At 42.0% G+C, this 24026-nt stretch carries 24 protein-coding genes and 1 tRNA gene; 15 read left to right on the top strand and 10 right to left on the bottom strand.

Annotation, left to right across the window (positions count from 1 at the left end; translation table 11 throughout):
- Positions 1 to 412 precede the first annotated feature (412 nt).
- From NIE32_RS02480 to NIE32_RS02430, 11 genes are all read left to right on the top strand, one after another.
- Complete coding sequence (locus NIE32_RS02480; protein ID WP_253052663.1) at positions 413 to 1771, top strand: ferredoxin reductase family protein; 1359 nt, start codon at positions 413 to 415, stop codon at positions 1769 to 1771.
- Between the two features lie 14 nt (positions 1772 to 1785).
- Positions 1786 to 2451 carry a cytochrome b5 domain-containing protein gene (locus tag NIE32_RS02475; protein ID WP_253052661.1) on the top strand — a complete coding sequence of 222 codons (666 nt, stop codon included), beginning with the start codon at positions 1786 to 1788 and terminating at the stop codon, positions 2449 to 2451.
- A 69-nt stretch (positions 2452 to 2520) separates the two neighbouring features.
- On the top strand, positions 2521 to 2928 hold the full coding sequence (locus NIE32_RS02470; RefSeq protein ID WP_253052659.1) for a YybH family protein: 408 nt from the start codon (positions 2521 to 2523) through the stop codon (positions 2926 to 2928).
- Between the two features lie 158 nt (positions 2929 to 3086).
- A complete protein-coding gene (locus NIE32_RS02465; RefSeq protein WP_253052834.1) occupies positions 3087 to 3512 on the top strand; it encodes a DMT family transporter in 426 nt (141 codons plus the stop codon).
- Positions 3513 to 3587: 75 nt separating this feature from the next.
- Entirely contained in the window at positions 3588 to 4289 is a 702-nt protein-coding gene (locus NIE32_RS02460) for a Crp/Fnr family transcriptional regulator (protein ID WP_253052657.1), read from the top strand.
- Between the two features lie 47 nt (positions 4290 to 4336).
- Positions 4337 to 4819 (top strand): DMT family transporter, encoded by a 483-nt coding sequence (locus tag NIE32_RS02455; RefSeq protein ID WP_253052655.1) that lies wholly within the window; start codon positions 4337 to 4339, stop codon positions 4817 to 4819.
- A 228-nt stretch (positions 4820 to 5047) separates the two neighbouring features.
- Positions 5048 to 5824: a potassium channel family protein gene (locus tag NIE32_RS02450; RefSeq protein ID WP_435594232.1), complete on the top strand. Its 777-nt coding sequence runs from the start codon at positions 5048 to 5050 to the stop codon at positions 5822 to 5824.
- A 149-nt stretch (positions 5825 to 5973) separates the two neighbouring features.
- A tRNA-Ala gene (locus NIE32_RS02445) sits at positions 5974 to 6046 on the top strand.
- Positions 6047 to 6309: 263 nt separating this feature from the next.
- Complete coding sequence (locus NIE32_RS02440; protein WP_253052651.1) at positions 6310 to 6840, top strand: flavodoxin domain-containing protein; 531 nt, start codon at positions 6310 to 6312, stop codon at positions 6838 to 6840.
- Between the two features lie 67 nt (positions 6841 to 6907).
- Positions 6908 to 7288 carry a VOC family protein gene (locus tag NIE32_RS02435; RefSeq protein ID WP_253052649.1) on the top strand — a complete coding sequence of 127 codons (381 nt, stop codon included), beginning with the start codon at positions 6908 to 6910 and terminating at the stop codon, positions 7286 to 7288.
- A 208-nt stretch (positions 7289 to 7496) separates the two neighbouring features.
- The gene (locus NIE32_RS02430) at positions 7497 to 7667 is read left to right on the top strand and encodes a hypothetical protein (protein ID WP_253052647.1); all 171 of its coding nucleotides are present in this window, start codon (positions 7497 to 7499) and stop codon (positions 7665 to 7667) included.
- Positions 7668 to 7737: 70 nt separating this feature from the next.
- On the opposite strand, the gene NIE32_RS02425 is transcribed toward NIE32_RS02430, so the two are convergent.
- Positions 7738 to 8166: a disulfide oxidoreductase gene (locus NIE32_RS02425; protein ID WP_253052645.1), complete on the bottom strand. Its 429-nt coding sequence runs from the start codon at positions 8164 to 8166 to the stop codon at positions 7738 to 7740.
- Positions 8167 to 8402: 236 nt separating this feature from the next.
- On the opposite strand from NIE32_RS02425, the gene NIE32_RS02420 reads away from it, so the two are divergent.
- The 3 genes from NIE32_RS02420 (at position 8403) to NIE32_RS02410 (ending at position 10595) form a co-directional block, all read left to right on the top strand.
- Positions 8403 to 8924, top strand: a complete 522-nt coding sequence (locus NIE32_RS02420) for a GNAT family N-acetyltransferase (protein ID WP_253052643.1) — start codon at positions 8403 to 8405, stop codon at positions 8922 to 8924.
- A gap of 33 nt (positions 8925 to 8957) precedes the next feature.
- Positions 8958 to 9560 (top strand): pentapeptide repeat-containing protein, encoded by a 603-nt coding sequence (locus NIE32_RS02415; protein ID WP_253052641.1) that lies wholly within the window; start codon positions 8958 to 8960, stop codon positions 9558 to 9560.
- 132 nt (positions 9561 to 9692) lie between these two features.
- Positions 9693 to 10595, top strand: coding sequence for a GNAT family N-acetyltransferase (locus NIE32_RS02410; protein WP_253052639.1), 903 nt, complete (start codon positions 9693 to 9695; stop codon positions 10593 to 10595).
- 488 nt (positions 10596 to 11083) lie between these two features.
- Here NIE32_RS02410 and NIE32_RS02405 read toward each other — a convergent pair whose 3' ends face one another.
- From NIE32_RS02405 to NIE32_RS02365, 9 genes are all read right to left on the bottom strand, one after another.
- Positions 11084 to 12313, bottom strand: coding sequence for a metallophosphoesterase (locus NIE32_RS02405; protein WP_253052637.1), 1230 nt, complete (start codon positions 12311 to 12313; stop codon positions 11084 to 11086).
- A gap of 219 nt (positions 12314 to 12532) precedes the next feature.
- On the bottom strand, positions 12533 to 13951 hold the full coding sequence (locus NIE32_RS02400; RefSeq protein ID WP_253052635.1) for a M20 family metallopeptidase: 1419 nt from the start codon (positions 13949 to 13951) through the stop codon (positions 12533 to 12535).
- A gap of 23 nt (positions 13952 to 13974) precedes the next feature.
- Complete coding sequence (locus NIE32_RS02395; RefSeq protein ID WP_253052633.1) at positions 13975 to 15351, bottom strand: M20/M25/M40 family metallo-hydrolase; 1377 nt, start codon at positions 15349 to 15351, stop codon at positions 13975 to 13977.
- A gap of 148 nt (positions 15352 to 15499) precedes the next feature.
- Positions 15500 to 17137, bottom strand: coding sequence for an ABC transporter substrate-binding protein (locus NIE32_RS02390; protein ID WP_253052631.1), 1638 nt, complete (start codon positions 17135 to 17137; stop codon positions 15500 to 15502).
- Between the two features lie 25 nt (positions 17138 to 17162).
- Entirely contained in the window at positions 17163 to 18095 is a 933-nt protein-coding gene (gene opp4C, locus NIE32_RS02385; RefSeq protein WP_253052629.1) for an oligopeptide ABC transporter permease, read from the bottom strand.
- Positions 18096 to 18110: 15 nt separating this feature from the next.
- Entirely contained in the window at positions 18111 to 19061 is a 951-nt protein-coding gene (locus tag NIE32_RS02380; protein WP_253052627.1) for an ABC transporter permease, read from the bottom strand.
- A 15-nt stretch (positions 19062 to 19076) separates the two neighbouring features.
- Positions 19077 to 20072 (bottom strand): ABC transporter ATP-binding protein, encoded by a 996-nt coding sequence (locus tag NIE32_RS02375; protein WP_253052832.1) that lies wholly within the window; start codon positions 20070 to 20072, stop codon positions 19077 to 19079.
- 2 nt (positions 20073 to 20074) lie between these two features.
- Positions 20075 to 21097, bottom strand: coding sequence for an ABC transporter ATP-binding protein (locus tag NIE32_RS02370; RefSeq protein WP_253052625.1), 1023 nt, complete (start codon positions 21095 to 21097; stop codon positions 20075 to 20077).
- A gap of 14 nt (positions 21098 to 21111) precedes the next feature.
- On the bottom strand, positions 21112 to 22335 hold the full coding sequence (locus NIE32_RS02365) for a M20 family metallopeptidase (protein WP_253052623.1): 1224 nt from the start codon (positions 22333 to 22335) through the stop codon (positions 21112 to 21114).
- A 418-nt stretch (positions 22336 to 22753) separates the two neighbouring features.
- Here NIE32_RS02365 and NIE32_RS02360 point away from each other — a divergent pair, with 418 nt between their 5' ends.
- The gene (locus NIE32_RS02360; RefSeq protein ID WP_253052621.1) at positions 22754 to 23995 is read left to right on the top strand and encodes a M20/M25/M40 family metallo-hydrolase; all 1242 of its coding nucleotides are present in this window, start codon (positions 22754 to 22756) and stop codon (positions 23993 to 23995) included.
- Positions 23996 to 24026: the final 31 nt, after the last annotated feature.

Here is a 24026-nt window from a genome sequence, read left to right as displayed (position 1 = left end):
CTAAACTCTCAAAAAATGCAAGCAATGATATAAATTACACGTTTTTGAAAATTCCCCTTCTTTTTTTTAAAAAAAATAGCCAAAAGTATTGCATATATATTCTTATTTTTTTCTAAATGCTGCTACCGTTCCATTCATGCGGTTCATTTGTCCTCTCTATTAATCTACTTTCAGTATTTGCGCTACTATGCGTATCCAATTGCAGCAATTTTGCACACGTGTTTCCGGGTTCTCATAGTCGCCTGAGAGATATCTAATTTCATTTAATATGTGAAAAATCTCATCAAACACTCATGATCTATTCATCGAATTGAAAGTATAATAACTTTGCCCGCTCAGGCTCGGTTTTATATTGAGTATCATCACCTTATGGCTGGGCACAAGGCTTGATTTGACTCGGAGGTCGAAAACGTTGATTAAGATCATGAGATCGCTGTTTATACTTATCTATTTGTTCAGTCCTCTTCCAGCTATTTATGTAGTCTATTCATCGGACCCAACCGCGTATCAAACGATGAGAGGGTTACTCCCGATGATACTTGGCACAATTGCGTATACCTGGCTCATGGCTGAACTAGTCATTAGTGCCCGTCCTAAATTTATCGAACGGTTTTTTGGCTTGAATCATTTTTATCAATTTCATGGGGCAGCCGCGATTATGTCCATCATGCTTTCCTTGCTTCATAAGCAGCTCGAAGACGCCATTTGGGGCCATTTTCTTCATACGGTTCGGCAAATTGGAGATCTTGCGCTTATCCTTTTTATTGTATTAGCCTCACTGTCTCTGTTTTTTATGACCCGCACAATTATTCGACGGATTCCCTTTTTAGAGACACTTCGATCCTTTCTCGAGCAGAAACTACACGTTGACTTCAAATATAGTGTTTGGATTCATAACGCAAATGTTATTGCAATTGTATTGGTTTTTGCACATGTTTTTATGCTTAGTGCCTTTTATCAACGGAACATTTGGATCTGTAGTATTTACACACTCTATTTTGCAATTGCGTTCGGCTACTATGTCAACCATAAATTCATAAAACAAAGATATGCAATGCGCAAACACTATCGAGTGACCGCAATCATTAATGAATCGCCGAATGTGCACACCTTTGTTTTCACACGGATCAAAGGAAAAATTCCGCGCTATAAGGCTGGACAATTCATTTTTCTTCGCTTCTTAACTAAGGAATTAAACGGCGAGGAACACCCTTTTTCAATAACGTCCAATCCTCGTGATCGTTACCATCTTTCTGTCACCATTAAATCCGTTGGTGATTTCACAAGAGCCATATCGAGAATACCTTTAAATACTCAAGTAATGATCGAGGGACCGTTTGGAATTCTTGGAAATAGCGTACGCCGACATAAAACAGACATCGCTCTCGTTGCAGGCGGTATCGGGATTACACCAATGATCAGCATTTTAAAAGACATAAAGCAAACCTATGTAGATAGGCGCGTATTGTTAATTTGGTGTGTACCAACAAGAAAAGAGCTGATGTTTCACGATCTAATCAATGATCTTTCAGCGCAAATGCCACACTTCAGTTTTGTGCCCATTCTTTCAAGAGAAATAGATGAACTCGGAGAAAGTGGGCATTTGAATCAAGAGAAAATGCAACGCTTGTTGGCCACGTACCACTATCATCCAAAGCGTACCGATTATATCATTTGTGGCCCATCAAAAATGATGGAATCGGTCACTCACATTTTGCACTGTTTTCATGTACACAAGAAGAACATTCATCTAGAAGACTTCTCATTATGAGGGAGCTGAAAAACATGTCCACGAAAAAATGGTTATTCTATCCTTTAATCCTTACACTTCTATTCATGACAGGATGTGCACATGCAGCACCAAGCGAACACACCACTTCCGTTCACTCCAAAACAAATACCAGTCGTGTTGCAGCAAATAAACAGTTCACACTCAATGAATTAAGTAAATTTGATGGAAGAAACGGGCACCCGGCCTATATTGCAGTGAAAGGAAAAGTATACGATGTCACTCATGCACCGGATTGGCACAATGGCAGCCATCACGGCGTCCAAGCCGGTCAAGACCTAACATCAGCGATTGAGCATGCACCTCATGGAACGGCAGTGTTATCCGCTGTCCCAATTGTCGGCAATCTGGTCAAGGGAACGAAAAGTTCTGAAGCAAAGAGCACCAATTCCAAGGCGAATAACAAAGGACATCAAACGGCAAAAAGCAAAACAAAGAGAACGTTCACGTTAGCTGAATTGAAAAAATATAATGGGCAAAACGGTGGCCCTGCATATGTAGCTGTTCATGGAAAAGTATATGATGTCACTCATGCACCGGGCTGGCACAACGGTTGGCACCACGGCGTTCAAGCCGGACAAGACTTAACAACAGCGATTGAGCATGCACCTCATGGGACGTCTGTGCTGTCCCAACTTACTGTTATTGGCTATGTAAAATAAAAAAATGAGGCATCAATACATCACTTCGGTTATGATTAGTTCAATTGAAGTTGAGGGAGTGACCCAGTGATGACTATTGATGAAGAAAATAAGGAAATCAAACGCGTGATTGATGAATGTGATCATCTGATCAAACATGAAGCCTTTGATCAATTAATTCAGCATTATTCGGAAAATGCGATCTTAGTTGTTAAACCAGGAATGGTCGCTCATGGCCGGGAGGAAATAAAGGCAGCTTTTATAAAGATCGCTAAATACTTTGATAACAGTATTGTTCCAAAGGAAGGGAAGATGACTATTCTTAATAGTGGTTCTTCAGCCCTTGTCCTTGCACAAACCTTAATCGAAACCAATGATACCGCCAAAGAAACCAACGAATTTTCTTTGGATCGACGAGCAACCTATGTTTTTGAAAAAGTCGACAATCAGTGGCTTTGCAGTATTGATAACTCCTATGGAACTTCACTACTGGATTAATTTTTTTACAGAATGGGCATGTTTGGCCCATTCTTTTTAGTTGGATTGAGTTATGTACGAACCCATTTTTTAATTTTTAGGACACATGTCCTTCACATACTCCTTGATCTCAGTTTAAATAGTAAAAGGAGATTTAAACGGAAGGAATGTGTAACAATATGAAAGGGTTTTTCTATGCATTTATTGGCGGTGCTTGTATTACATTTCAAAGCGTAGCCAATTCAACAATTAGCCGTGACATCGGAACGTGGCAAGCACCGACAATCACTCAGTTTACAGGTTTCATTGTCGCACTCCTCATCTTCATGGTGGTCCGTGATGGAAAGATCAGTGATTTTAAGAACGTCAAACCATTGTATCTGGTCAGTGGTGCCTTTGCTGCATTAATTATTTCCGGAGAAGTCACTGCGATTCACCACATCGGTGTCACACTCTCGGTCGCGATCTTGCTCATTGCCCAACTTCTTCTCACCTTTCTTGTTGACCTGTTCGGATGGTTCGGAATCGAAAGAAAACCAATGCATGTCCCTCAATTTTTGGGTATCGGCCTCATGATTCTCGGCGTCATTATTTTAAAAATGTAATTTAGCTCGCACATTCACCCCATTTTTACATCTGTTTCTTATTGGTTTATGTCTGATCAGCTCGAGGTGACAAAAATGATCGAAGAAAGTAAAGACAACCAAATCATCAATTATTTAGAGAAGTTCCATCTGGAATCAGTATTTAAGGAGCCGCTAAGAGATTTTCTATCCATTTGTACCTTCAAGGAAGGCCAAGTTATATGTTCTCAAGGTACACATGCTCATTACCTAAGCGTTTTGGTCACTGGTAAAATTAAGATCTTCACGAATTCAAGGGAAGGAAAAACATTAATTCTTTCCTTTATGACACCGCTCGAAATGATCGGTGATATTGAATATGTGATGGAGAAACCCTATTTGAATACAGTCCAGGCGATTTCACCGGTAACCATGATTCGTGTCTCCTATGATTCTCTGAAACAATATGGATGGAATGATCCTGACTTGCAGCGCTTTTTACTCAAAATCATCACGAATAAATTTTATATAAAATCCAATTTTATGAGTTTTAATTTGATGCATTCAGTGGAGGTACGTCTTGCGAGCTACCTCTTATCGGTTGGCTTTGATGAGACAGGGCAGCAACAAACTGAAAGTAATCATGAATTGATGATTACCGATATCGCTAATCTGATCGGCACAAGCTACCGTCATCTGAACCGAGTCATTGTCCGATTCTGCGCGGACGGACTCGTTGAGCGGAACAAAGGTTACCTAAAGGCAATAAATAAAGACGGTCTATCAAAAATAGCAGGTGGCAATATTTATGAATCATAGGCATTCGATTAACGATTGTGGCATCATGAAAGGATGACAAATTAGAGATGGTAATTGGAATGATGCTGGCATTTATCGCCGGCGGGCTTGTAAGCCTACAGAATGTTTTCAATAGCAGAACAAATGAACAAACCGGGACCTGGGCGGCTACTTCTCTCGTGCTGGGTACGGGGTTTGCTGCATCATTAATTCTTGGTCTCGTGTTCGAGGGCAAAAACATGCTGACCATTCAATACGCAAAGCCGTGGTACTGGATTTGCGGACTAATCGGCATTGGTGTTGTTGTCTGCCTCATGAACAGTACACGTTTGCTTGGTCCAACATTAGCGATGTCTATTGTATTGACCTCACAACTGATCTTTGCTTTACTCGCTGACTCATTAGGAATTCTCGGACTCAAACACATACCATTATCCTTTGATAAATTGCTCGGTGTGTTGATCATTATCCTCGGCGCTCTATTCTTCAAATTTGGTGGTCAGAAGCATCATATAAAAACCAAACCGGTCAAAGAAGAACAAGTCAGTTGAATTCTGAACTAAGAAGAGGTTAATACACTGACAGGCGGCATTCATGGCCTACTCATTTTAATTTTGATGATCAAGACAGGAATCACACAAAGCCTTTTAAATAATTGGACTCAGCGAGCCACTCCCCTCTCCCCATTCAGAAAGGTCAATGAACGAACACTATTTTAGTTTTGATCGTCTGAAAGTGAAACAGAGAAAAAAGAGTGGGAAATAAGAGGCTATTTAATGATGGATAAGAAATTAAAAAAAATAACACTTATATATCATATAACCATAATTTTTCTAGCGCTGTTCTCTGTTCTTCTTGTGTTGTGTTCTTTATTTCATTGGCTGAGCATTGTTACCTATCCTTATAATTACATTCATAACGGTGGGTTAATCATCTTTGCCATTGATTATGTGATTCGATTCATTTATGCCCATGATAAAAAGCATTTTTTGATCGAGAACTCATTTGATCTTCTAGGCATTATTCCCATGCATCCGCTGTTTGTATTTTTTCGGTTAGGCAGAGTTGTGCGCATCCTTCGCGCTCATCGTATCTTTGTCGTGCTTGGCATTGATGGAGCATTCACCGGCAGCATTCATAAATTCATCTACTCCACCGGATTTATTTATCTCTTTTCAATTAGTGTTGCGATTCTCATATTGAGCGCTCTACTGTATTCTGTTGTTGAAAAAATATCGTTGTCTAATGCGCTGTGGTGGGCGATTACAACCGCTACAACAGTGGGTTATGGTGACATTTATCCTCACACTTTTATTGGTAAAATTATCGCATCAATACTAATGATTGGCGGTATTGGTTTTATCGGTTTGCTCACAAGTACTATTACCGATTTCTTCACATTTAATAAGGAAGCAAAAGAAAACACAGTGAATCAAAATGAGCTCAAAGAACTCATGTCCAGCATTGATCAACTCTCCAAGAAAGTTGATCATTTATCCGACCAAGTCAACCGATTAACAAAACAGAAAAAGAACACAAATCATAGAAATAGATAAGATCCTATAGAAAAAATTAAAGCGCTTGTTATTAGAGCTCTTTATCAATTTAATTGACCTTCGCGCAGTCGATATTGTAACATGATTAAGTAATCGACTCATTTATTTAAAAATGCTTATAAATAGCATAAGGTCACGGTTTACCACACGGGGCATTAGCTCAGCTGGGAGAGCGTTGCGCTGGCAGCGCAAAGGTCAGGGGTTCGAGCCCCCTATGCTCCATCATAGAAAACATGAGAACAGCAAGGATTTCGGTATGATCCGATCCTTGCTGTTTTCTTTATGTGGCAAATGGGTTACCAAATGTTTTTGAAACGTTTTCACAATCGATCGTGAAAGCTTGATTACTATTAAATAGCTCATGGATTTTTTCGAGGTTCACATCACACAGCACTTACTGAATATCACAATTGCATGGTAAAATTAGCCTATCGAATTGTCGGGAGTAATCCCTATTTTTTAAAACAATGAAAGAAGGTACCGTCATGAGCAACGTTGTTGTTGTATATCAGACAAGACATGGAGCAACACTAAAATATGCAAAATGGATCTCTGAAGCACTTCATTCCGATCTTTATCATTTGTCAGATGTTCATGCTAATATCTTGGAAAAATACACAACAATAATCTATGGTGGTGCTCTTTACGCGAGTGGAATTATGGGGTCAAAGAAGATTTCAAACTATTTCTCTGGCGTACACGATAAAAATTTAATCGTTTTTACAGTAGGCTTATCAAATCCAAAAACAACTGATTATCAAGAAATCATTAACAAAAATTTTAACGACCAACTTCAACAAGCAATTTCCTTTTTCCATTTTCGTGGTGCAATTGACTATAAAAAGTTAAATATCATTCACCGAATAATGATGTTTGCTTTAAAAAGCAAAATAAAAAAATCAAAAAATGCATCGCCTGAAACATCGCTATTTTTGGAAACCTACGGGAAACAGATTGATTTCACTGAGAAAGAGTCAATAAACCCTCTTATTATCCATGCTCAGCATTTTATTTAAGTACATTCAGTCCGGATTTATGCAAGAGATGCTTTCATCATTATTGAATAAGGGAGTGAATGAATCGATGATTAGCCAAGTTGGTCAAATCATGTTGTACGTGAATAACCAAGAGGAAGCAAGCAAGTTTTGGACAGAAAAAGTAGGGTTTACGGTCCTTTCAGAAAATGATAACGGTCAGGGCATGAGATGGATTGAAATCGCTCCAACTAAAGAAGCTGAAACCAGCATCATTCTCCATAATAAGGAACTAATTGCTAAAATGCAGCCCGAATTAAACCTTGGAACACCTTCTTTAATGTTCTTCACAAATGAACTCGACAAATTATATAGTAACTTGTTGGACAAAAATGTTACCGTAGGAAAAATTGTGACTATGCCTTCAGGTAGGGTATTCAATTTTGCAGACAACGAAGAAAATTACCTTGCTGTAATGGAAAAAAAATGAATGTCTATTCAAATGACGCGTTCACTATTCGAATAAGTGCATCGCCTTTTGTTTGAATGCGTTTGTCTTTTTGAATAAAGTCTACATGGCATGTTTTGCTTTCAGCCTTATACCTTTACGATGTGCAACTTCCTGTTTTTTCATTACATCATTTTCGAAAAGCAATCCAAAATAGTAATGCACCACAATTTGAGGAGATGAAGATGAAATGGGTAACGGGAATACTTTTTGGTCTTTTGTTGCAGGATGCGGTGCAACAGCAGCTTTTTTTTGGCTAAGAGGCAATCAGAAAAATATGCCTAAATGGGCGAAACAACCGATGGACCAAATGGGAAAAGCAACGCAGAACATCACTGGATCGTTCAGCCCACAAGGTTAATTAAGAGCACCACCATACAAAAAACTCTCTGCTGAAGAAACTGCGGAGAGTTTTTTGATGTTGCAAGGATTTATTCTTCTTCCGGTGAGCGAATCATGAGCATCACTAATGTAATCAATAGAAATGCGATTCCCGACATAAATGGAATCGTGATAAAGCCAAGGATCGAGAAATCTTTCACTGTGCATGGATTGTTTGGTGAACAAAAAGCCACCTTATTAACTTGAGGCAACATCTGAATGGTATAGTGATAAGTCGCGAGGATGAATCCAAGGCAAGACACCGGCAGTATGTATTTTCTTATCGATGAGTCATTCAATAAATAAGCGATGCCGAGACTGATGACGAGCGGATACATCAGAATGCGTTGATACCAGCAAAGCTTGCAAGGAACAAAATGCATGATTTCACTAAAAAAGAGACTACCTGCTGTTGCAACAATGGCGACAATCCAAGCGAAAAGCAAAATGTAGTGATTTGGAATCTTGTTCTTGATCATTATTATTTAATCCCCAAACGTTCTTCATCTTTTTGCACTCAGACATGATTCTGTCTGTGAGCGTTTTCTCTAATCTTTCTGATTGAACATACATATATTTTCCTCTATTCTAATCCTATAAGAGATCAGCATGTATGTGGTGGAAACAAATTAATCATATCAGGGATTCATTCTTTTTTCATCTCATGAGTCAATGAGGCCAGAAGATATTCTCTAAAAGATAGGAGCAATGCTACTTGACCACCTATTTACGCAAGGCAACCGATGATGATTTGCTTGAAATCAATAAAATCATTGATAGTGCAAAATTACTTTTAAAAGCAAATGAAATTAACCAATGGCAGGATGGTTATCCCGACTTAGAAACGTTGCATCACGATATTGAGCAACAAGTCTGTTATGTCCTCATTGTCGATCAACAAATTGCCGGTGTCGGTGTGATTCTTCAAGATAAGGATCCTGGTTATGAGAAAATCGTACAAGGTAGCTGGTTGGATTCCGACCAGTCAACTTATCGTTCCATTCACAGAGTGGCCCTATCTCCGGATTTTCGAGGTCAGCACTTGTCTGCAACACTCATGAACCACTTAATCACCGCCGCAAGATTAGCGGGCAGTACGGACCTCCGAATTGATACCCATCCTGAAAACAATGCGATGCAACGGGTCATTCAAAAATCCGGATTCGACTATAGAGGCGTGATTTATCTTGAGCGATCCCATGATAAACGCTGGGCCTACCAACTTTTGCTCTCCTAATTGATCAACGATGAAAAGAATGGTGGTACGGACATGAAGCAATCAACCCCAATTGAGAATCAAACTGTTTCTCTTGAACACATTGAAGCAGGCACTGTACTAAAAAACTGTGAGATCCAGAGTGCCCAAGAACGAAAAATGCTGAGTGAGGTACAATTTAACAACTGTATTTTTTTATTTGATGATTTTTCGAAGACGGAGATCCTAGATTGTTCCTTCACACATTGTGAGTTCTCCAACTTTGATTTTGAGAAAGCAATTATATATCGTAATACTTTTACCGCTTGTAAGTTACTCGGCACCAATTTTATTCAGGCCGGTTTTAAAGATACAACATTCACAGACTGTCTCATGACCTATGCAAATTTCTCGGATTCCAAACTGACCAATATAACCTTTGACTCGGATAAACTCAACGAGACCTCCTTCCAACACGTACAAATGAAGAAAGTGAACTTTAATCATGCGCTCATAGACGGCGCTGATTTCAGTGAGACAGCACTCAAGGATCTCAATTTCTCAAGCTGTGAATTTTCATCGATTCGGATTGATGTCAACTTGGCAACAGGATTGAAAATCAATCAGTTTCAGGCTGCCGGGTTGATCTCATCTTTCGGGATCAAGGTTGTTGAGTAAATAGAAATTTAACCGGTATGATCGAAAACTAAAATTTGAGTCATGTCGGGTTTTATTATCATGGAATCAGTTGATCGATAACGGAAAGGTTTCACATTTTATACTAATTTTATTAATGAAAAGTTGGTGACCATGGTGACTATTGACTATTTGAGTAACGAACGCATTCATGATTTTGTTGCTTATTGCAAAAAACACCGCATGGACGTTGATGATTCCTATCTCTACGATGAGGATTTGGAGCATTTCGAACCGGATGAAGAGAACCCGACCTACATCCTGACCGATGAAAACGATATGATTGTTGGCGCAGCATCACTGCTCATGGATGAATATTACCAAAAAAGCGGACGCGGTCGTTTTCGTATTTTTCACTGTGAAAGCAATGCCTATGATCAGTATCAAATGCTGTTAAACGCAATAAAGCAACACACGCAAGCATTAACTGAGCTGTCGCTATTCATTCAAACGACAAATGCAGAGATGATGGCAAATGTAGAAAAATTGCAATTCACAAAATGGCGCTATTCATTTTTATTGGTAAAGGAAAATTTAACCCCGCTTCCTGTTGCTTTGCCTGAAGGGTTTGTCATCCGTCCCTTTCAACCAGGTAAAGATGAAGACTTATGGGCAGAAGTACGGAACTCAGGTTTTGCGAAACTGCTTGGAAGTGAAACACCAATTACCGCAAATATGGTGAAAAAAATGGTCTCAGAAAGCGATTATTTAGAGGATGGTATGCTGATTCTGTATCATGGCAATCAGCCGATTGGTATTGTACGCGGCGCAGATGATGAATATGAAGGCGCACCGATCATGAATATTGGCCCTCTGGCGATTATCCCATCCTATCAAGGTCAAGGCTTGGGTCGGGCAATGCTCCGATCATCGCTTAATTTTGCTCATGCAAATAACTATTCAAGCGCTGTCTTATGCGTGAATGGTGAAAATGAACGTGCGAAAACCTTATACACACACGAAGGGTTTAAACAAGTGGAATCCGTAGTGTGTTACACCTATTCACTAAAGAACTAATCGAAAAAGCCTTTATAAATTTAGAAAGACCGAGCAAACTGCGTGTTATCTGCCTTATCGATTTACGCAAACAGCCGGTCTTTTTTCATGTTTCGGTGTTTCGGTGTTTCGGTGTTTCGGTGTTTCGGTGTTTCGTTACCATTATATTTTTTCGTTACTTATTTTTTAGGCTTCGTTACGATTTTTCTTGGATTCGTTACTACTTTTTTGAGATTGGTTACGATTTTTTCCTGGTTCGTTACGACTTTTCACTATTTCGTTACCATTACATTTTTTCGTTACTAATTTATTAGGCTTGGTTACAATTTTTCCTTAATTTGTTACGACTTATCTAAGCTTAAGTTCGGTTTTCGTTTTATTAGGTTCGGTTTTCTCATGCTTGGGTTCGGTTTTTTCCTCCTTAAGTTCAATTTAATTTCTTGGGTTCGGTTTCCGTTTTATTAGGTTCGATTTTCTCTGGCTTAGGTTCGGTTTTTTCCCGCTTAAGTTCACTTTGATTTCTTGGGTTCAACTTCCGTTTTACTAGGTCCCGTTTTCTCATGCTTAGGTTCGGTTTTTATCCTCTTAGGTTCATCTTGATCTTTTGTTCTATTCTGTCCTGCTTTCTTCTTCGGTTCTTGATCAAGGTCAAGGCTGAAGGTGAAGTTGTCTTTGTTCTTTTTGAATGCGTGGGTACGATTCACCTGTGGCGAAAAGGTTCGAACATAGACTTTATCGTGGCTGAGGTCGAAGCCCATGACCCGGATGTAGCCCTGCCCTCCTTTGACGGACTGATAATCAGATAGGATCTGCGTGACTTGACGATCAGGCTTGCCATCAAGGTTGTCATCAATCTTATCCACACGTCTCGCTGCACCGTAGCTATGTCCATTCATCACCAGTCGCACATTGCGATTCGGTTTTACAATTTTTTCAAACAGCATCTGGCCTTGCACTGTTCGTTTCCCGTAACTTCCTAGATAATCATGAACAAAGAGAATCGCAATCCGTTTTCTATAGTCATGAAGGACATGATTCATCCATGCAATTTCTTGACCGCCAATGCCCCAGCCCATACCGAGCATGATATATTTTTGCCCATCTGAATTAATTAAGTCAAAATGTCCTTTATTATTTTCATAGTCTCCGCCGTACCATGGATTCCACAGGTAGCGCTCTTCGCCAAAATAATGGTAGAACGGCCTATAATTTTTCTGAAAGCCGACATCATGATTACCGGTAATAATGCCATAGGGTAGCATTGCATCATCTAAAATCCGCATCGCCTTATCTGCCGCTTTCCATTGATAGGGTTGATCGTGATTATTCACGATATCACCCAAATGAAAGATATAGCGTAATTGAAGCGCATCCCGATTGTCGACGAACCAGCGATTCATACGCTTGAAAATATCAGGATGCGAGCGACTATAATATTGGGTATCGGGAAGTACAGCAAACGTGAAATCAATAGAATGAATCCCTTTAAAAAGTTTATGGGAAACCTTTGGCTCCTGATGATCCTCATGAATGAATTCAGGCTTTCTGAAGAATACACGCTGAAACTGACGTTGATGGATGTGGCGTTCAGCACTCGCCACTTGGGCATTCAATCCCGTTTGTTTCGTTGGAAAAAGACTCAGAATGCCTGAGATGACACACCCGAGAAACAAAAGTACGATCATGATTTTGATTATTATATAACTTGGCTGTTCCTGATCACGCATAGATACATTCATTCTCCCTTCCGTTTCAGACGCAATGTCCCGGAGGGCAGGCACCCGCACACCCGAAGAAGGTTCACTATTTTCTCAGTATGTGTGGGACTTCTTACAATCCACCGTCCACATCTCTTCCATTAAATTGCTCGGCTTTGGCCATTTTCATGCAATAAAAAAAGAACTTTTCCCAATTTCATGAAGAAAAGTTCCAAGGATATCTTAGTTACTGGAATCGACTTAATAAACAGGCGGCGTTATTTCCTTAGGAATGAGGCATTCATAAGTCTCACCTTCAAGCCGTTTCTTGAATTCACGCGTTGCTTCGGCCAATAATTCCGGTTCCTCAACAGCTTTAAGCGCGGTACAGGCCATGGCCGCCCCGGCAAACAATGCCGCATTCAATGCATAATCCTGTGTCCCCTGTGCAACCACTTGCCAGGTATGGGGAACAGTAGCATAAGCCCATGTTGCCGTGAAACATTGCGCTGTCGGCACATTCCAACTGACATCTGAAACGTCAGTTGATCCTTCCATGAAGGTTTCCTGATCAGGACATGGGATCATCCAATCTGAAATCGGCTTTTCATTTATCTTTTCTTTCTGTTCTGCCGTTAAGTGCTTCATCGCAAAGTACTTCTCTTGGTCACCAAGCGAGGCATAAATCGATTTAATAAAAGCGAGATCCTGTTCGCTTGGTTCAGGGAGTCCAATCTCCTCCATATATTCAGCCATCACTTGATGAAGTGCCGTATTTGGAATCAGATTGCAGCAGCCACCCTCTATTTGATAGCTCATACTTGTGCCCGTCATTAGAGCAGCACCTTTCGCAACATTGACAACGCGCTTGAACAATTCTTTCACTTCATTCGGTTTCGGCGAACGTACAAGAAAACGTTCTTCGGCAAAGGACTGAACAACATTCGGTGATACCCCGCCGGTATTGGTAACCGCATAATGCACACGTGCTTGATCAGCCATATGTTCTCTTAAATAGTTCACACCAACGTTCATCAATTCAACTGCATCTAACGCGCTACGTCCAAGTTCCGGCAATGCTGCTGCATGCGCACTGACCCCTGTAAAAGTAAATCGTGCTTCAATCACTGCGTTGGATGAAAGATGTTGCACTGCATTAATCGACTCCGGATGCCATGAAAAGGCAGCATCAACATCGTTAAAGTAGCCCTCTCTTGCCATATAGGCTTTCCCATTCCCGCTTTCTTCAGCAGGACAACCATAATAGCGTACAGTCCCTTTGAGCTGATGCTTAATCATATACGATTTGGCAGCAAAAGCAGCGGCAAGAGAACCAACACCGAGTAAATTATGCCCGCAGCCATGACCGTTTCCATTCGGTACGATCGGATCATGAACAGCTGTATCGCTTTTTTGACTCAGACCGGCCAGTGCATCAAATTCGCCAAGAAAAGCAATCACCGGCTTGCCTTCACCATAGCTGCCAATAAACCCTGTCTTTAACCCAGCAACTCCGCGTTCAACAGTAAATCCTTCCTGTTCCAGTGCCCGACTAAGTACTTCTGCCGACTTCACTTCTCCAAAACGCAGTTCAGCAAAAGACCATACTTGCTCACTCAGTGTTTGGTAGATCTCTCGTTTATCTGCAATCATCGCTTTGATTTCATCAACTAATCCCACTTTTAGAGCTCCTTTTCATTGATTTATTTTGCAGCAAAGTCAGTAAGTAAATAAGCCATGTGCAAGGCACCGTCTACATAATCTTTCATACGGATTGATTCATTTGGTGCGTGTGCCTTAGATTCCGCCCAGCCCACTCCTGTGCTGACAATTGGCAGGTGAAGCGATTCGTTGAACGCGTACATCGGACCTGTTCCAGGAGAGTTTGGGTATAAAACAACGTCGGACTGATAAGCTTCCTCTGCAGTCTGTTTTACAAGATTTAAGAAAGGATCATGAATATTTGAGCGATAAGCGCGCTGCGATTCGATCAGTTCAATGTGAATATCTGAAAAACCATGCCGCAAAAGATGGCGCTGAAAGCAGGCAAGCAAATGCTCGCCGGTTTGGCCAGGCACCATGCGGCAATCCAATTTCACTTTGGCTTCTTTAGGGAGCACCGTCTTTGCGCCTTCTCCAATATAACCACTGACCATACCGCAAATGGTCATCGTCGGATAAAGCATTAAGGCATCCTGAGGAATTTCGCCGCGCGCTTCGGTGATCAGCGGGCGCGTAAGGCCAAAGGGTTCGCTAAGTGCTGCCTTATCAAAGGGGACATTGCGAACCAACTGCAACAGCTCCTCATCCGCTGCTTCAATTTCATCAAAAAAGCCTTCAACCAAAATGTTATTGTTTTGATCTTTCATACTCGCCAACGCCTGAACCAGACGCCAAGCCGGATTATCAACAACCGCTGCAAGTGAAGAGTGCAGATCAATCGATGCGCTTTTTGTTGAAAGTTCAAAGTAAGCCGATCCTTTGATACCCGCAAATAGTTCAACGCGTTCCTCTGCATCCTTACTACCGAATTCCCAAATGCATGCATCTGCCTGAAAAAGATCGGCATACTTTTTCAGATAACTAGGCAGCCCTGGGCTTCCGATTTCTTCCTCACCTTCAATCAGAAATTTCACATTGCAGGGCAGACCTTCTGTTTCTTCCAACGCTTTAATTGCCGCCAACCGCTGCATCAATGAGCCCTTATTATCGGCAGTTCCACGTCCGTACAAGGTCCCATCCTTTAGATAAGGTTCAAACGGCTCTGATTCCCATTCATCAAGCGGATCCGGAGGCTGAACATCATAATGGTTGTAAAAAAGCAACGTTCTTTCCGAATTGCCCTGTTCTCCAGCAGGAAATAGGCCGTAAATGACCGGATTTCCTCCTAATTCGTCGAGCACCTGAACTTCTCCACCAAATTTTTTGAGCAGATCGGCGATAAAAGTTACCGTTTCTGGAATAGCGAGATGTTGTGCGGACACCGAAGTTAACCGTAGATAGTGATAGAGTGTATCAACGGATTGATCGGCTTGCTTAATGACACTTTCTTTGAGTTCCTGCCTATTACTTTCAATCATAGAGATCGCTTCCTTTTTCAGATGTTCGTTAAATGCTTTAATACTTAGAGATTAAGATGATCGCTTATAAAATTTAAACAGCTGACTCAAATGAGCAGCTGTTTAAATTGGTAATCCTGAGATGAATAACCAGCATCAATTCACTGGCTTATTTTTTATACGCCCATTTCTGGAAGTCTGCTACTGTACCTGGCCAGTAAGCGGAAGCACCGCCATAAGCAAGGTCTTTGCTCTTCACAACAACTTCATTATCTGAGTAGAGTGTGAGTACCGGCATATCCTTTTCCCAGATCGCTTGCAATTTGCTGTAGATCACTTTTCGCTTTGCACTGTCTGGTTGTGATTTTCCTTCGTCAATCAATTTGATTGCTTCAGGGTTCTTATATTTCATAAAGTTGTAGGCACCGTTTGGTCCGTACAGCGCGGAAACGTCCGGATCAATGTTGAACGTAAACCCAATCAACAAGAGATCGAAGTCGCCCGCTGCTCCTTTTTGCATAATAGTTGGGAAATCATAGGTTGTTTCTTTCACTTTTACACCGATCGCCTTGAAGTTCTGAACAATAATGTCGGCAGATTGTTCACGGACTTTGTTCCCAATTGGAACAACGAAGTTGAGCGTCTTGTTAAAGTCCCAACCTGCATCCTTCAACATTTGTTTTGCTTTCTTAGGATCATATTTAATCACGTTTGTGCTCTTATCGAGGTAAGGGCTTTGTGATGTGTACGGCCCGTCAATAATTTCACCATTACCTTTAAGCAGCTTATCTACAATTTGTGGGCGGTCAATTGCATAGGCAAGGGCTAGACGGATTTTCGGATTTGGCAATGTTTTTGTGTTATATTGCATTGTCTGGAATCCAATTTGCGGATGAATCTCTGTTGTCACGTTTTTCAATTTCTTTGCCGAATCAACATCCTGGAATGGCATGTTGCCGATACCGCCGGATGCGTTCGCTTGAATGGATCCCGATTGAAGTTCACTCAATAAGTTAGGTGCCTGCATAATCTTGATAAAGAATTTAGGCGTCTTTGGTTTTCCTAGATAGTAAGCGTTATTTGCTTTGTATTGAATATACGTATTTTTGTTGTAGGTAACGAATTTATAAGGCCCGCTTGTTACATTTGGTGCCTGAACGTATTTGCTCTTCGAAAAATCAGCTGGAGCAATGTCTTTCAACACATGCTGAGGCATGGTGATGATTTTGGTACCAATCATTTCTTTAATGTAATTTGGATCAACAGGTTTCTTCGTTTTGAACGAAACCGTATGTTCGTCAATCTTCTTCAAATCAGGAATAGCTGTGGCACCGCCGGTCAGCTTGCCGTTGTCATCCAATCCCTCAAGAGTAGACAGGTTGGACCCAACAGCTGTTTCAGTTTTTGGGTTGGCAATAAGGTTAAATGTGAAAAGCACATCGTCAGCTGTAATCGCTTTGCCGTCGGTCCATTTTGCCTTCGGATTGAGTTTAATCGTGTACGTTTGATTGTCCGTCGTGTCAATTGATGTTGCAAGTTTTGACTGAAATTTCAAAGGTGCCGTCATATCGAGAAATGAGTCAAACATGACACGAATCGCGAATTGCCCGGCAATATCTCCGGTATTAATTGGGTTAAATCCACCGGGAGGGTTAACCATTCCAAGATAAATGGTATCTTTCCCTTTACTACCGCCTGAAGATCCAGATCCGCCGCCGCAAGCTGCCAGCAAGACGAGTGAGAGTGCCATAAAGGATGTAATCACATAGTTAAAAATACGTTTTGACATGGATTTGTGCTTGTTCATGTTTTTGTTGCATCCCCTTTTTCTGTTATTTTGCATTCTGTGACTCAATTGCATCACGGAGGCCGTCACCAATAAAGTTCACGGAGAGAACGGCGAGTAAAATCATCAAACCTGGTGGAATCCAAAGCCATGGCTGTGAGGAGAGCACGGTAATGGATTCTGCTTGTGTGAGCATATTGCCCCAGCTCGCTGCCGGCGGTCTTACGCCCATTCCTAGAAAGCTTAATGAAGCCTCCATGATAATGGCCGAAGCAACACCGAACGTGGCATTAACAAGAATTGGTGCCAAAGCATTCGGAAGAATATGCTGGAAAAGGATCTTCGGCGTAGAGTAGCCGAGCGCAACACCTGCCTTTACGTAGTCCATTTCTTTTATTGAAAGCACACTGCCCCTGACTAAGCGCGCAATGGCTGGCCACCCGAGAAGACCAATAACGATAGTGATATTAAATAGGCTTGGACCGATAATGCTTACCAAGACCAGAATAACCATGAAATACGGGAAGGACATAAAGACATCGGTGAGCCTCATGATAACCATGTCCACCCATTTTCCACAGTAACCAGCAATGAGCCCCAAAACGATCCCAATGGCCACATAAATGGCAACCGCACCGACACCTACAGAAATGGAAACCTGTGCACCATAGATCAAGCGACTCATCACATCTCGTCCAACCGGATCAGTACCTAAAAGATGATTTGCTGATGGTGCTGCCTCAAATTCATTAAAGATCTTGTTAGGATCGTGAGGCGTGATAATCGGGGCCAGAGCAGCAATGAGTACAATTAATGAGAAGACAATGAGTCCTGCAAAAGCGAGCTTATGTTTGAAAAATCGTCTTGCAATCATATGGAGATAGCTTTCTTCTTCTCCAAACTGATCCATAATTTGTTCTGAAGTCCCAACCCCTTCGAGTTCAGGAACATTCTTATTCGGGTTCAGTTTCATAGCCATGTCTTCCGCTCCTCCTTAGTCATACCTGATTCTTGGGTCGGCAACGGCATAAAGTATATCTGTCAGCAGGTTAGCAAAAAGTACCGTTACTGCTGCGAGCAGGTTGATCGCCATCAGCGTTGAATAATCCCTGGATGTAATGGATTGAATGGTCAAAAGACCTAATCCCGGCCATTGGAAGACCTGCTCCGTCACGATCGCACCGCCAATAAGGAGTGGAATGTCAATACCGATAACCGTAATGATTGGAATCAATGAATTTCTGAGTGCGTGTTTATTCGTAATAATAAATTGCGAGAGTCCTTTCGCCTTTGCAGTTCTTAGATAGTCCTTACCAAGCACATCCAACATGCTGGAACGGACATACCGGACCATATTGCCTGCAATCCCAGTTGATAGTACAAGAACTGGAAGAACCAGGTGATTAACTGTATCAATCAACCCCCCGTCTCCCCCCAAGGTATTCATGCTTCCGGTTGGGAACATCAGGAGCTTGCTGGCAAATACGTAGATCACACCGAGTCCTAAGAAAAAGTGCGGCACAGAAATTCCGAAGAATGAGAAACCGGTCACTAGGTAATCAATCCATGAATTTTGCTTTCTCGCACAGAGAATACCAAGCGGTATGGCAATTAAATAACCAACAACAAGCGATACCCCCATGAGTAAAAGGGTTGGTCCGATATGTGACATCAGAATTTGTGTCACTGGTTCACGCGTTTGATACGAGAATCCGAGATTGCCATGGATAAGTTGTCCGAGCCAATTGAAATATTGTACCCATACGGGTTGATCCAGTCCCAAAGCGTGCTTGGTCATTGCAAGTTGCTCAGGTGTCGCAGATGGATTCACCATCATATCCACGGGGTTTCCGGGCGCAAGATTAATAATGAAGAAGTTCAGAACAGTAACACCGAAAAGAACTGGAATCGCAATTAATAGTCGGCGAATAATGTAGTGCAGCAACGTGAGCTCCTCCTTTCAGACATTGACTGACTCAAGTGGAAAGTGGCAAGCGACAAGATGATCTTTTCCAGACAGCACCGGTATCTTTTCCCGGCAAATATCTTTAGCAAACGGACAGCGTGTATGAAACACGCAGCCTTTCGGTGGGTTTGCCGGGCTAGGCACATCACCATCGACCACAATCTGATCACGCCCGCGCATATGCGGGTTCGGGATCGGATAGGCATTGAGTAAAATTTCCGTATATGGATGTTTTGGATGTTCAAATATTTCTTTGGTTGTCGCAAGCTCCATCACTTTGCCAAGATACATTACCGTAATTCGATCACTAATGTATTTCACCGCACCCAGTCCATGGGCGATAAACACGTAGGTAAGATGCAGTTCCTTTTGAAGATCCTTGAGCAAGTTCAGCACCTGTGCCTGAATAGAAACATCAAGTGCCGAAACCGGTTCATCACAGATAATCAGCTTCGGATGAAGCATCAATGCACGTGCAATGCCGATTCTTTGACGCTGACCGCCTGAAAATTCATGGGGATATCGATTTTTATACTGTTTCGAAAGGCCAACAATTTCCAGAATTTCGTTCACTTTCTGATCCGCTTCGCTCCGTGTCGCCAATTTATGAGCAATCAGTGGTTCTGCAAGCAAATCTCCAATTCGTTTCCTTGGGTTGAGTGAAGAATACGGATCCTGGAAAATGATCTGTAAGTCTGTTCTGAGCTTTCTCATTTCTCTGTGAGAAATACTGGCCAGATCTTTTCCTTGGAAAATCACTTGGCCTGCCGTCGGGTCCTCCAAACGAACGAGCGAGCGTCCGGTTGTCGATTTTCCGCAGCCGGATTCACCGACTAGCCCCATCGTTTCGCCGGGATAAATATCAAAGCTTACATCATCCACGGCTTTGACATGCCCCACAGTCTTAGAGATAATGCCTTTTTTGATCGGATAATACTTTTTCAAATTTTTGACCTGAAGTAAAGGTGTCTCTTGCTCGAGAGGTGGCATGTTCAAGAATTCACTTCCTTTGCTTTCTTCTTATTTTCATAGTCTTGTTCTTCTTTCTCATATAAAAAACATCTGATGCTGTGGGACTGTTTGTCCTCAATCGGTTTTAATTGCGGTTTTTCTTCCAAACATCGCTGCATCGCATGAGGACAACGATCATAGAAGCGGCAGCCTTTCGGCATATTATGCACACTTGGTACCGAACCCTGAATAGATTCTAGACGCATATCATCGGGATTCGTAATATGTGGGATCGACCTCATCAAACCGAGTGTATAAGGGTGCTTCGGATTATCAAATAAGGTAAAAACATCTGTTTCTTCAACAACCTGGCCGGCATACATCACCGCAACTTTATCAGCCATTTCCGCTACAACACCAAGATCATGAGTGATCAGTATAATTGCCGTGTTCGATTCCTCGCGTAATTTCTTCATTAACTTCAAGATCTGTGCCTGAATCGTCACATCGAGTGCTGTTGTTGGTTCATCGGCAATGAGTAGTTTCGGTTTACAACTAAGTGCCATAGCAATCATGACCCGTTGCCTCATTCCCCCAGACAACTTGTGCGGATATTCATCGATGATACTTTCCGCTCTAGGAATACCGACCTTTTTCAACATATCAATCGAATAGGCTCTCGCCTTTTTCTTTGAATAATGCATGTGTAGCCGAATGCCCTCGGTCAGCTGGTCACCGATCGTCAGAACTGGATTGAGTGAAGTCATTGGTTCCTGGAAAATCATTGAAATTTCATTTCCTCGAATCTTCCGCATTGCAGCTTCGGAAGCATTGGCTAAATCTTTGTCTTCAAAAAGAATCGATCCTTCACTAATTGAGCCGTTCCGATCAAGGAGATGCATGATGGACAATGACGTGACTGACTTTCCGCAACCCGATTCGCCAACAAGGCAGATCGTTTCACCTTCATTCAAATCAAAACTGACTTCATCAACTGAAGTAACCGTGCCCTTTTCCGTTTGAAATTCGGTTTTCATTTTGTCTACCTTCAAAAGTTCGCCCAAATCGTTATCCCTCCTTATTGATTACCAAGCGCAATATTTTGGCTCAATTCCGGTCGTTCATCCGCACAGAGATACTCACGAACCATGGCGAGAAATGCTTTTCCAGCTGTCAGCATCACGCGTTCGTCAACGTTGAATTTGGGATGATGATGGGGATATACAGCACCGGTTTCCGGATTTCCGGCACCGGAAAACCAAAACATTCCCGGCTTCTTAAGCAAGAAATGCGCGAAATCCTCTCCTCCCATCTGTGGTGCAATTTCAACAGCTGCGTCCTCACCAAAGGTTTGCCCCATCACCTTTTTGAATACATCCGTTTCTTTTTCATGGTTATATACAGCAGGGTAACCTTCTTGGTAGACAACTTCCCCTTGCGCATGAAAAGCGACACATACATTTTCCACAATACTTGATAGCTCTTTCTTAATTTGTTCACGGACAGCCGGATCAAAGGTACGCACCGTTCCTTCGAGAACTGCTGTGTCGGCAATGACATTAGGCGCAACACCGGCATGAAACTGGCCAATGGTTACGACCGCAGCTTTTTGCGGATCTACTGTTCTGCTCACAATCATTTGCAATTGATTCACAACCTGAGATGCAACAGCAACTGAATCTATTGAGAGTTGTGGTGCAGAACCATGCCCACCTTTTCCTTGAATATTGATTTTTATATAATCGGCCGCAGCCATGAAATAACCTTTGCGATAGCCAATTGTGCCAAAAGGAATGGTGCTCCAAAGATGCGCGCCAAAAACCAAGTCCACATCATCGAGACAGCCATCCTTAATCATTGCCTGAGCCCCGCCCGGCGGATATTCTTCTGCAGGCTGGTGAATCAGCACAACATCGCCTACTAATTCATCCCGATGTTCTTGAATCACCCTTGCAACACCAAGCAATGTCGAAGTATGTCCGTCATGTCCGCATGCATGCATTACATTTGGCACTTTTGATTTATAGGGAACATCAGTCTCCTCGTTAATTGGGAGCGCATCGAAGTCCGCGCGCAAGGCAACGGTAAGTCCCGGTTTTGCGCCATGAATGCGTGCAACGATACCATAACCGCCTACATGGGTCTTAATATCCGTAATACCAAAACTTTTCAATTTTTCTAAGATAAAAGCGGATGTTTGCGTTTCTTGAAAAGACAATTCCGGGTGCTGATGGAGATAGCGACGCCACTCAACCATATCATTAAATGAATTTTCCAAATCATCAGACCATAAATTGTTCATTTTCTTCCTCCCGTTGAAAAGAATAAATAATAGAAAAATAAAACTAAACTCTATTTTCTGAATTTACAAAACTACAAGAGCTATTATAAATGAGAATTTATTATTCGTCAAAATAATTCTTAATATAATAAATGTTTTTTACTACAAATTATCTGCAACTAAGCAAAATTTCTCCATTTTTCAGCAAAAAATCTTTAATTCTATTATTCAAGCAAATGCTATCCATGTGCTATAATTTATTGCAATAATGATCATTGACTATCAATTGGTAATTGGATAAAGATAACAAAGTGTTTTTTTGTCCGTGGGTGTATTCTCAAGAAAACTTGAATCAATCATTGCAATTCTCTTCTTCCCTAAAGAAGATTAATAGTTTGAAATTTCAATCTATTAACAAACGAGCGGAGGTATTTATTCGATGGACAGTCGAGCACGCGATGATGAACAGATAATACGGAACATGGTTGATCTGCCTGCTGTGAAGGCTGCGTTACACTTTCTTGTTGCTGATCATGAGCCCACCACCTCTGAACAAATTGAGCTTACATCCATTCCTGCACCGCCTTTTCAAGAAACAGCAAAAGGTCTATGGATGACCAACCGATTCCAGACACTTGGATTAAAAGATGTACATACAGATGCAGAAGGAAATGTTATTGGCTTCCTGCCCGGTGCTGTGGATGAAAAGAAAATTGTTATTTCCGCACATTTGGATACCGTTTTTCCAGAGGGAACAGTGATTACTCCCGTGATTAAGCAAGGAATTATCTATGCACCGGGTATTTCAGATGACGGGAGAGGGCTTGCTGTACTGCTCACGCTCATTCGTGCGCTTCATGCTTCAAAGATCAAACCAAAGCATACGTTGATGTTTGTGGCCACAGTGGGTGAAGAAGGCTTAGGTGATCTGCGCGGCGTCAAGGCGCTTTTCAAAACGCACACGGATATTGGTGCTTTCCTATCTGTCGAGCCGGGACTACCCGGACAGATCACCGCTACAGCAGTTGGCAGTCACCGTTACAAGGTTACTTTCAAAGGACCGGGAGGACATAGCTTTGGAAATTTCGGTTTGCCGAGTGCCGTTCATGCACTTGGCCGCGCCATCACAGCAATCAGCGACCTGAGCGTACCGGCTGATCCGGTGACCACTTTTACTGTTGGAACAATCCGCGGGGGCACGTCAATTAATTCGATTGCTCAACATGCGCAGATGGGACTGGACATGCGTTCTATATCGCAAGAGGCACTCCTCGATCTTGAAGAAAGGGCGCTTAAATGTATTCATCAAGCGGTCAAGGCGGAAAATGATCGGTGGGGTAAAGGAACGCTGATTCAGGCTGAAGTCACACAAGTCGGCGATCGCCCGGCCGGTGATCAGAATCACGACGCACCTGCGGTCAGCATCGCTTTTGCAGTCGCTCGTTCCTTTGGCCTGAAACCTGTTCTGATACCGATGAGTACTGATGCCAATGTTGCCATCAGCTTAGGGATTCCGGCACTGACATTGAGTGGCGGAGGACAAAGCGGCGGTGAACATACCCTCGAAGAATACTATAATCCTGAAGGCGCCCATTTAGGTGCTCAGACAGTCTTGTTGATTGCCCTTGCTTTTTCCGGAATCGACAAAGAACTCCCCTCGGCTATACTGATGTCGGAGTAAGATTTATTAATTAAATGATCTATGACATGAT

This window comes from Sporolactobacillus kofuensis (assembly GCF_024125425.1).
Taxonomy (GTDB): domain Bacteria; phylum Bacillota; class Bacilli; order Bacillales; family Sporolactobacillaceae; genus Sporolactobacillus; species Sporolactobacillus kofuensis.
The sequence above is the reverse complement of the archived record's forward strand: the minus strand, read 5'-3'. Positions and strand labels throughout refer to the sequence as shown.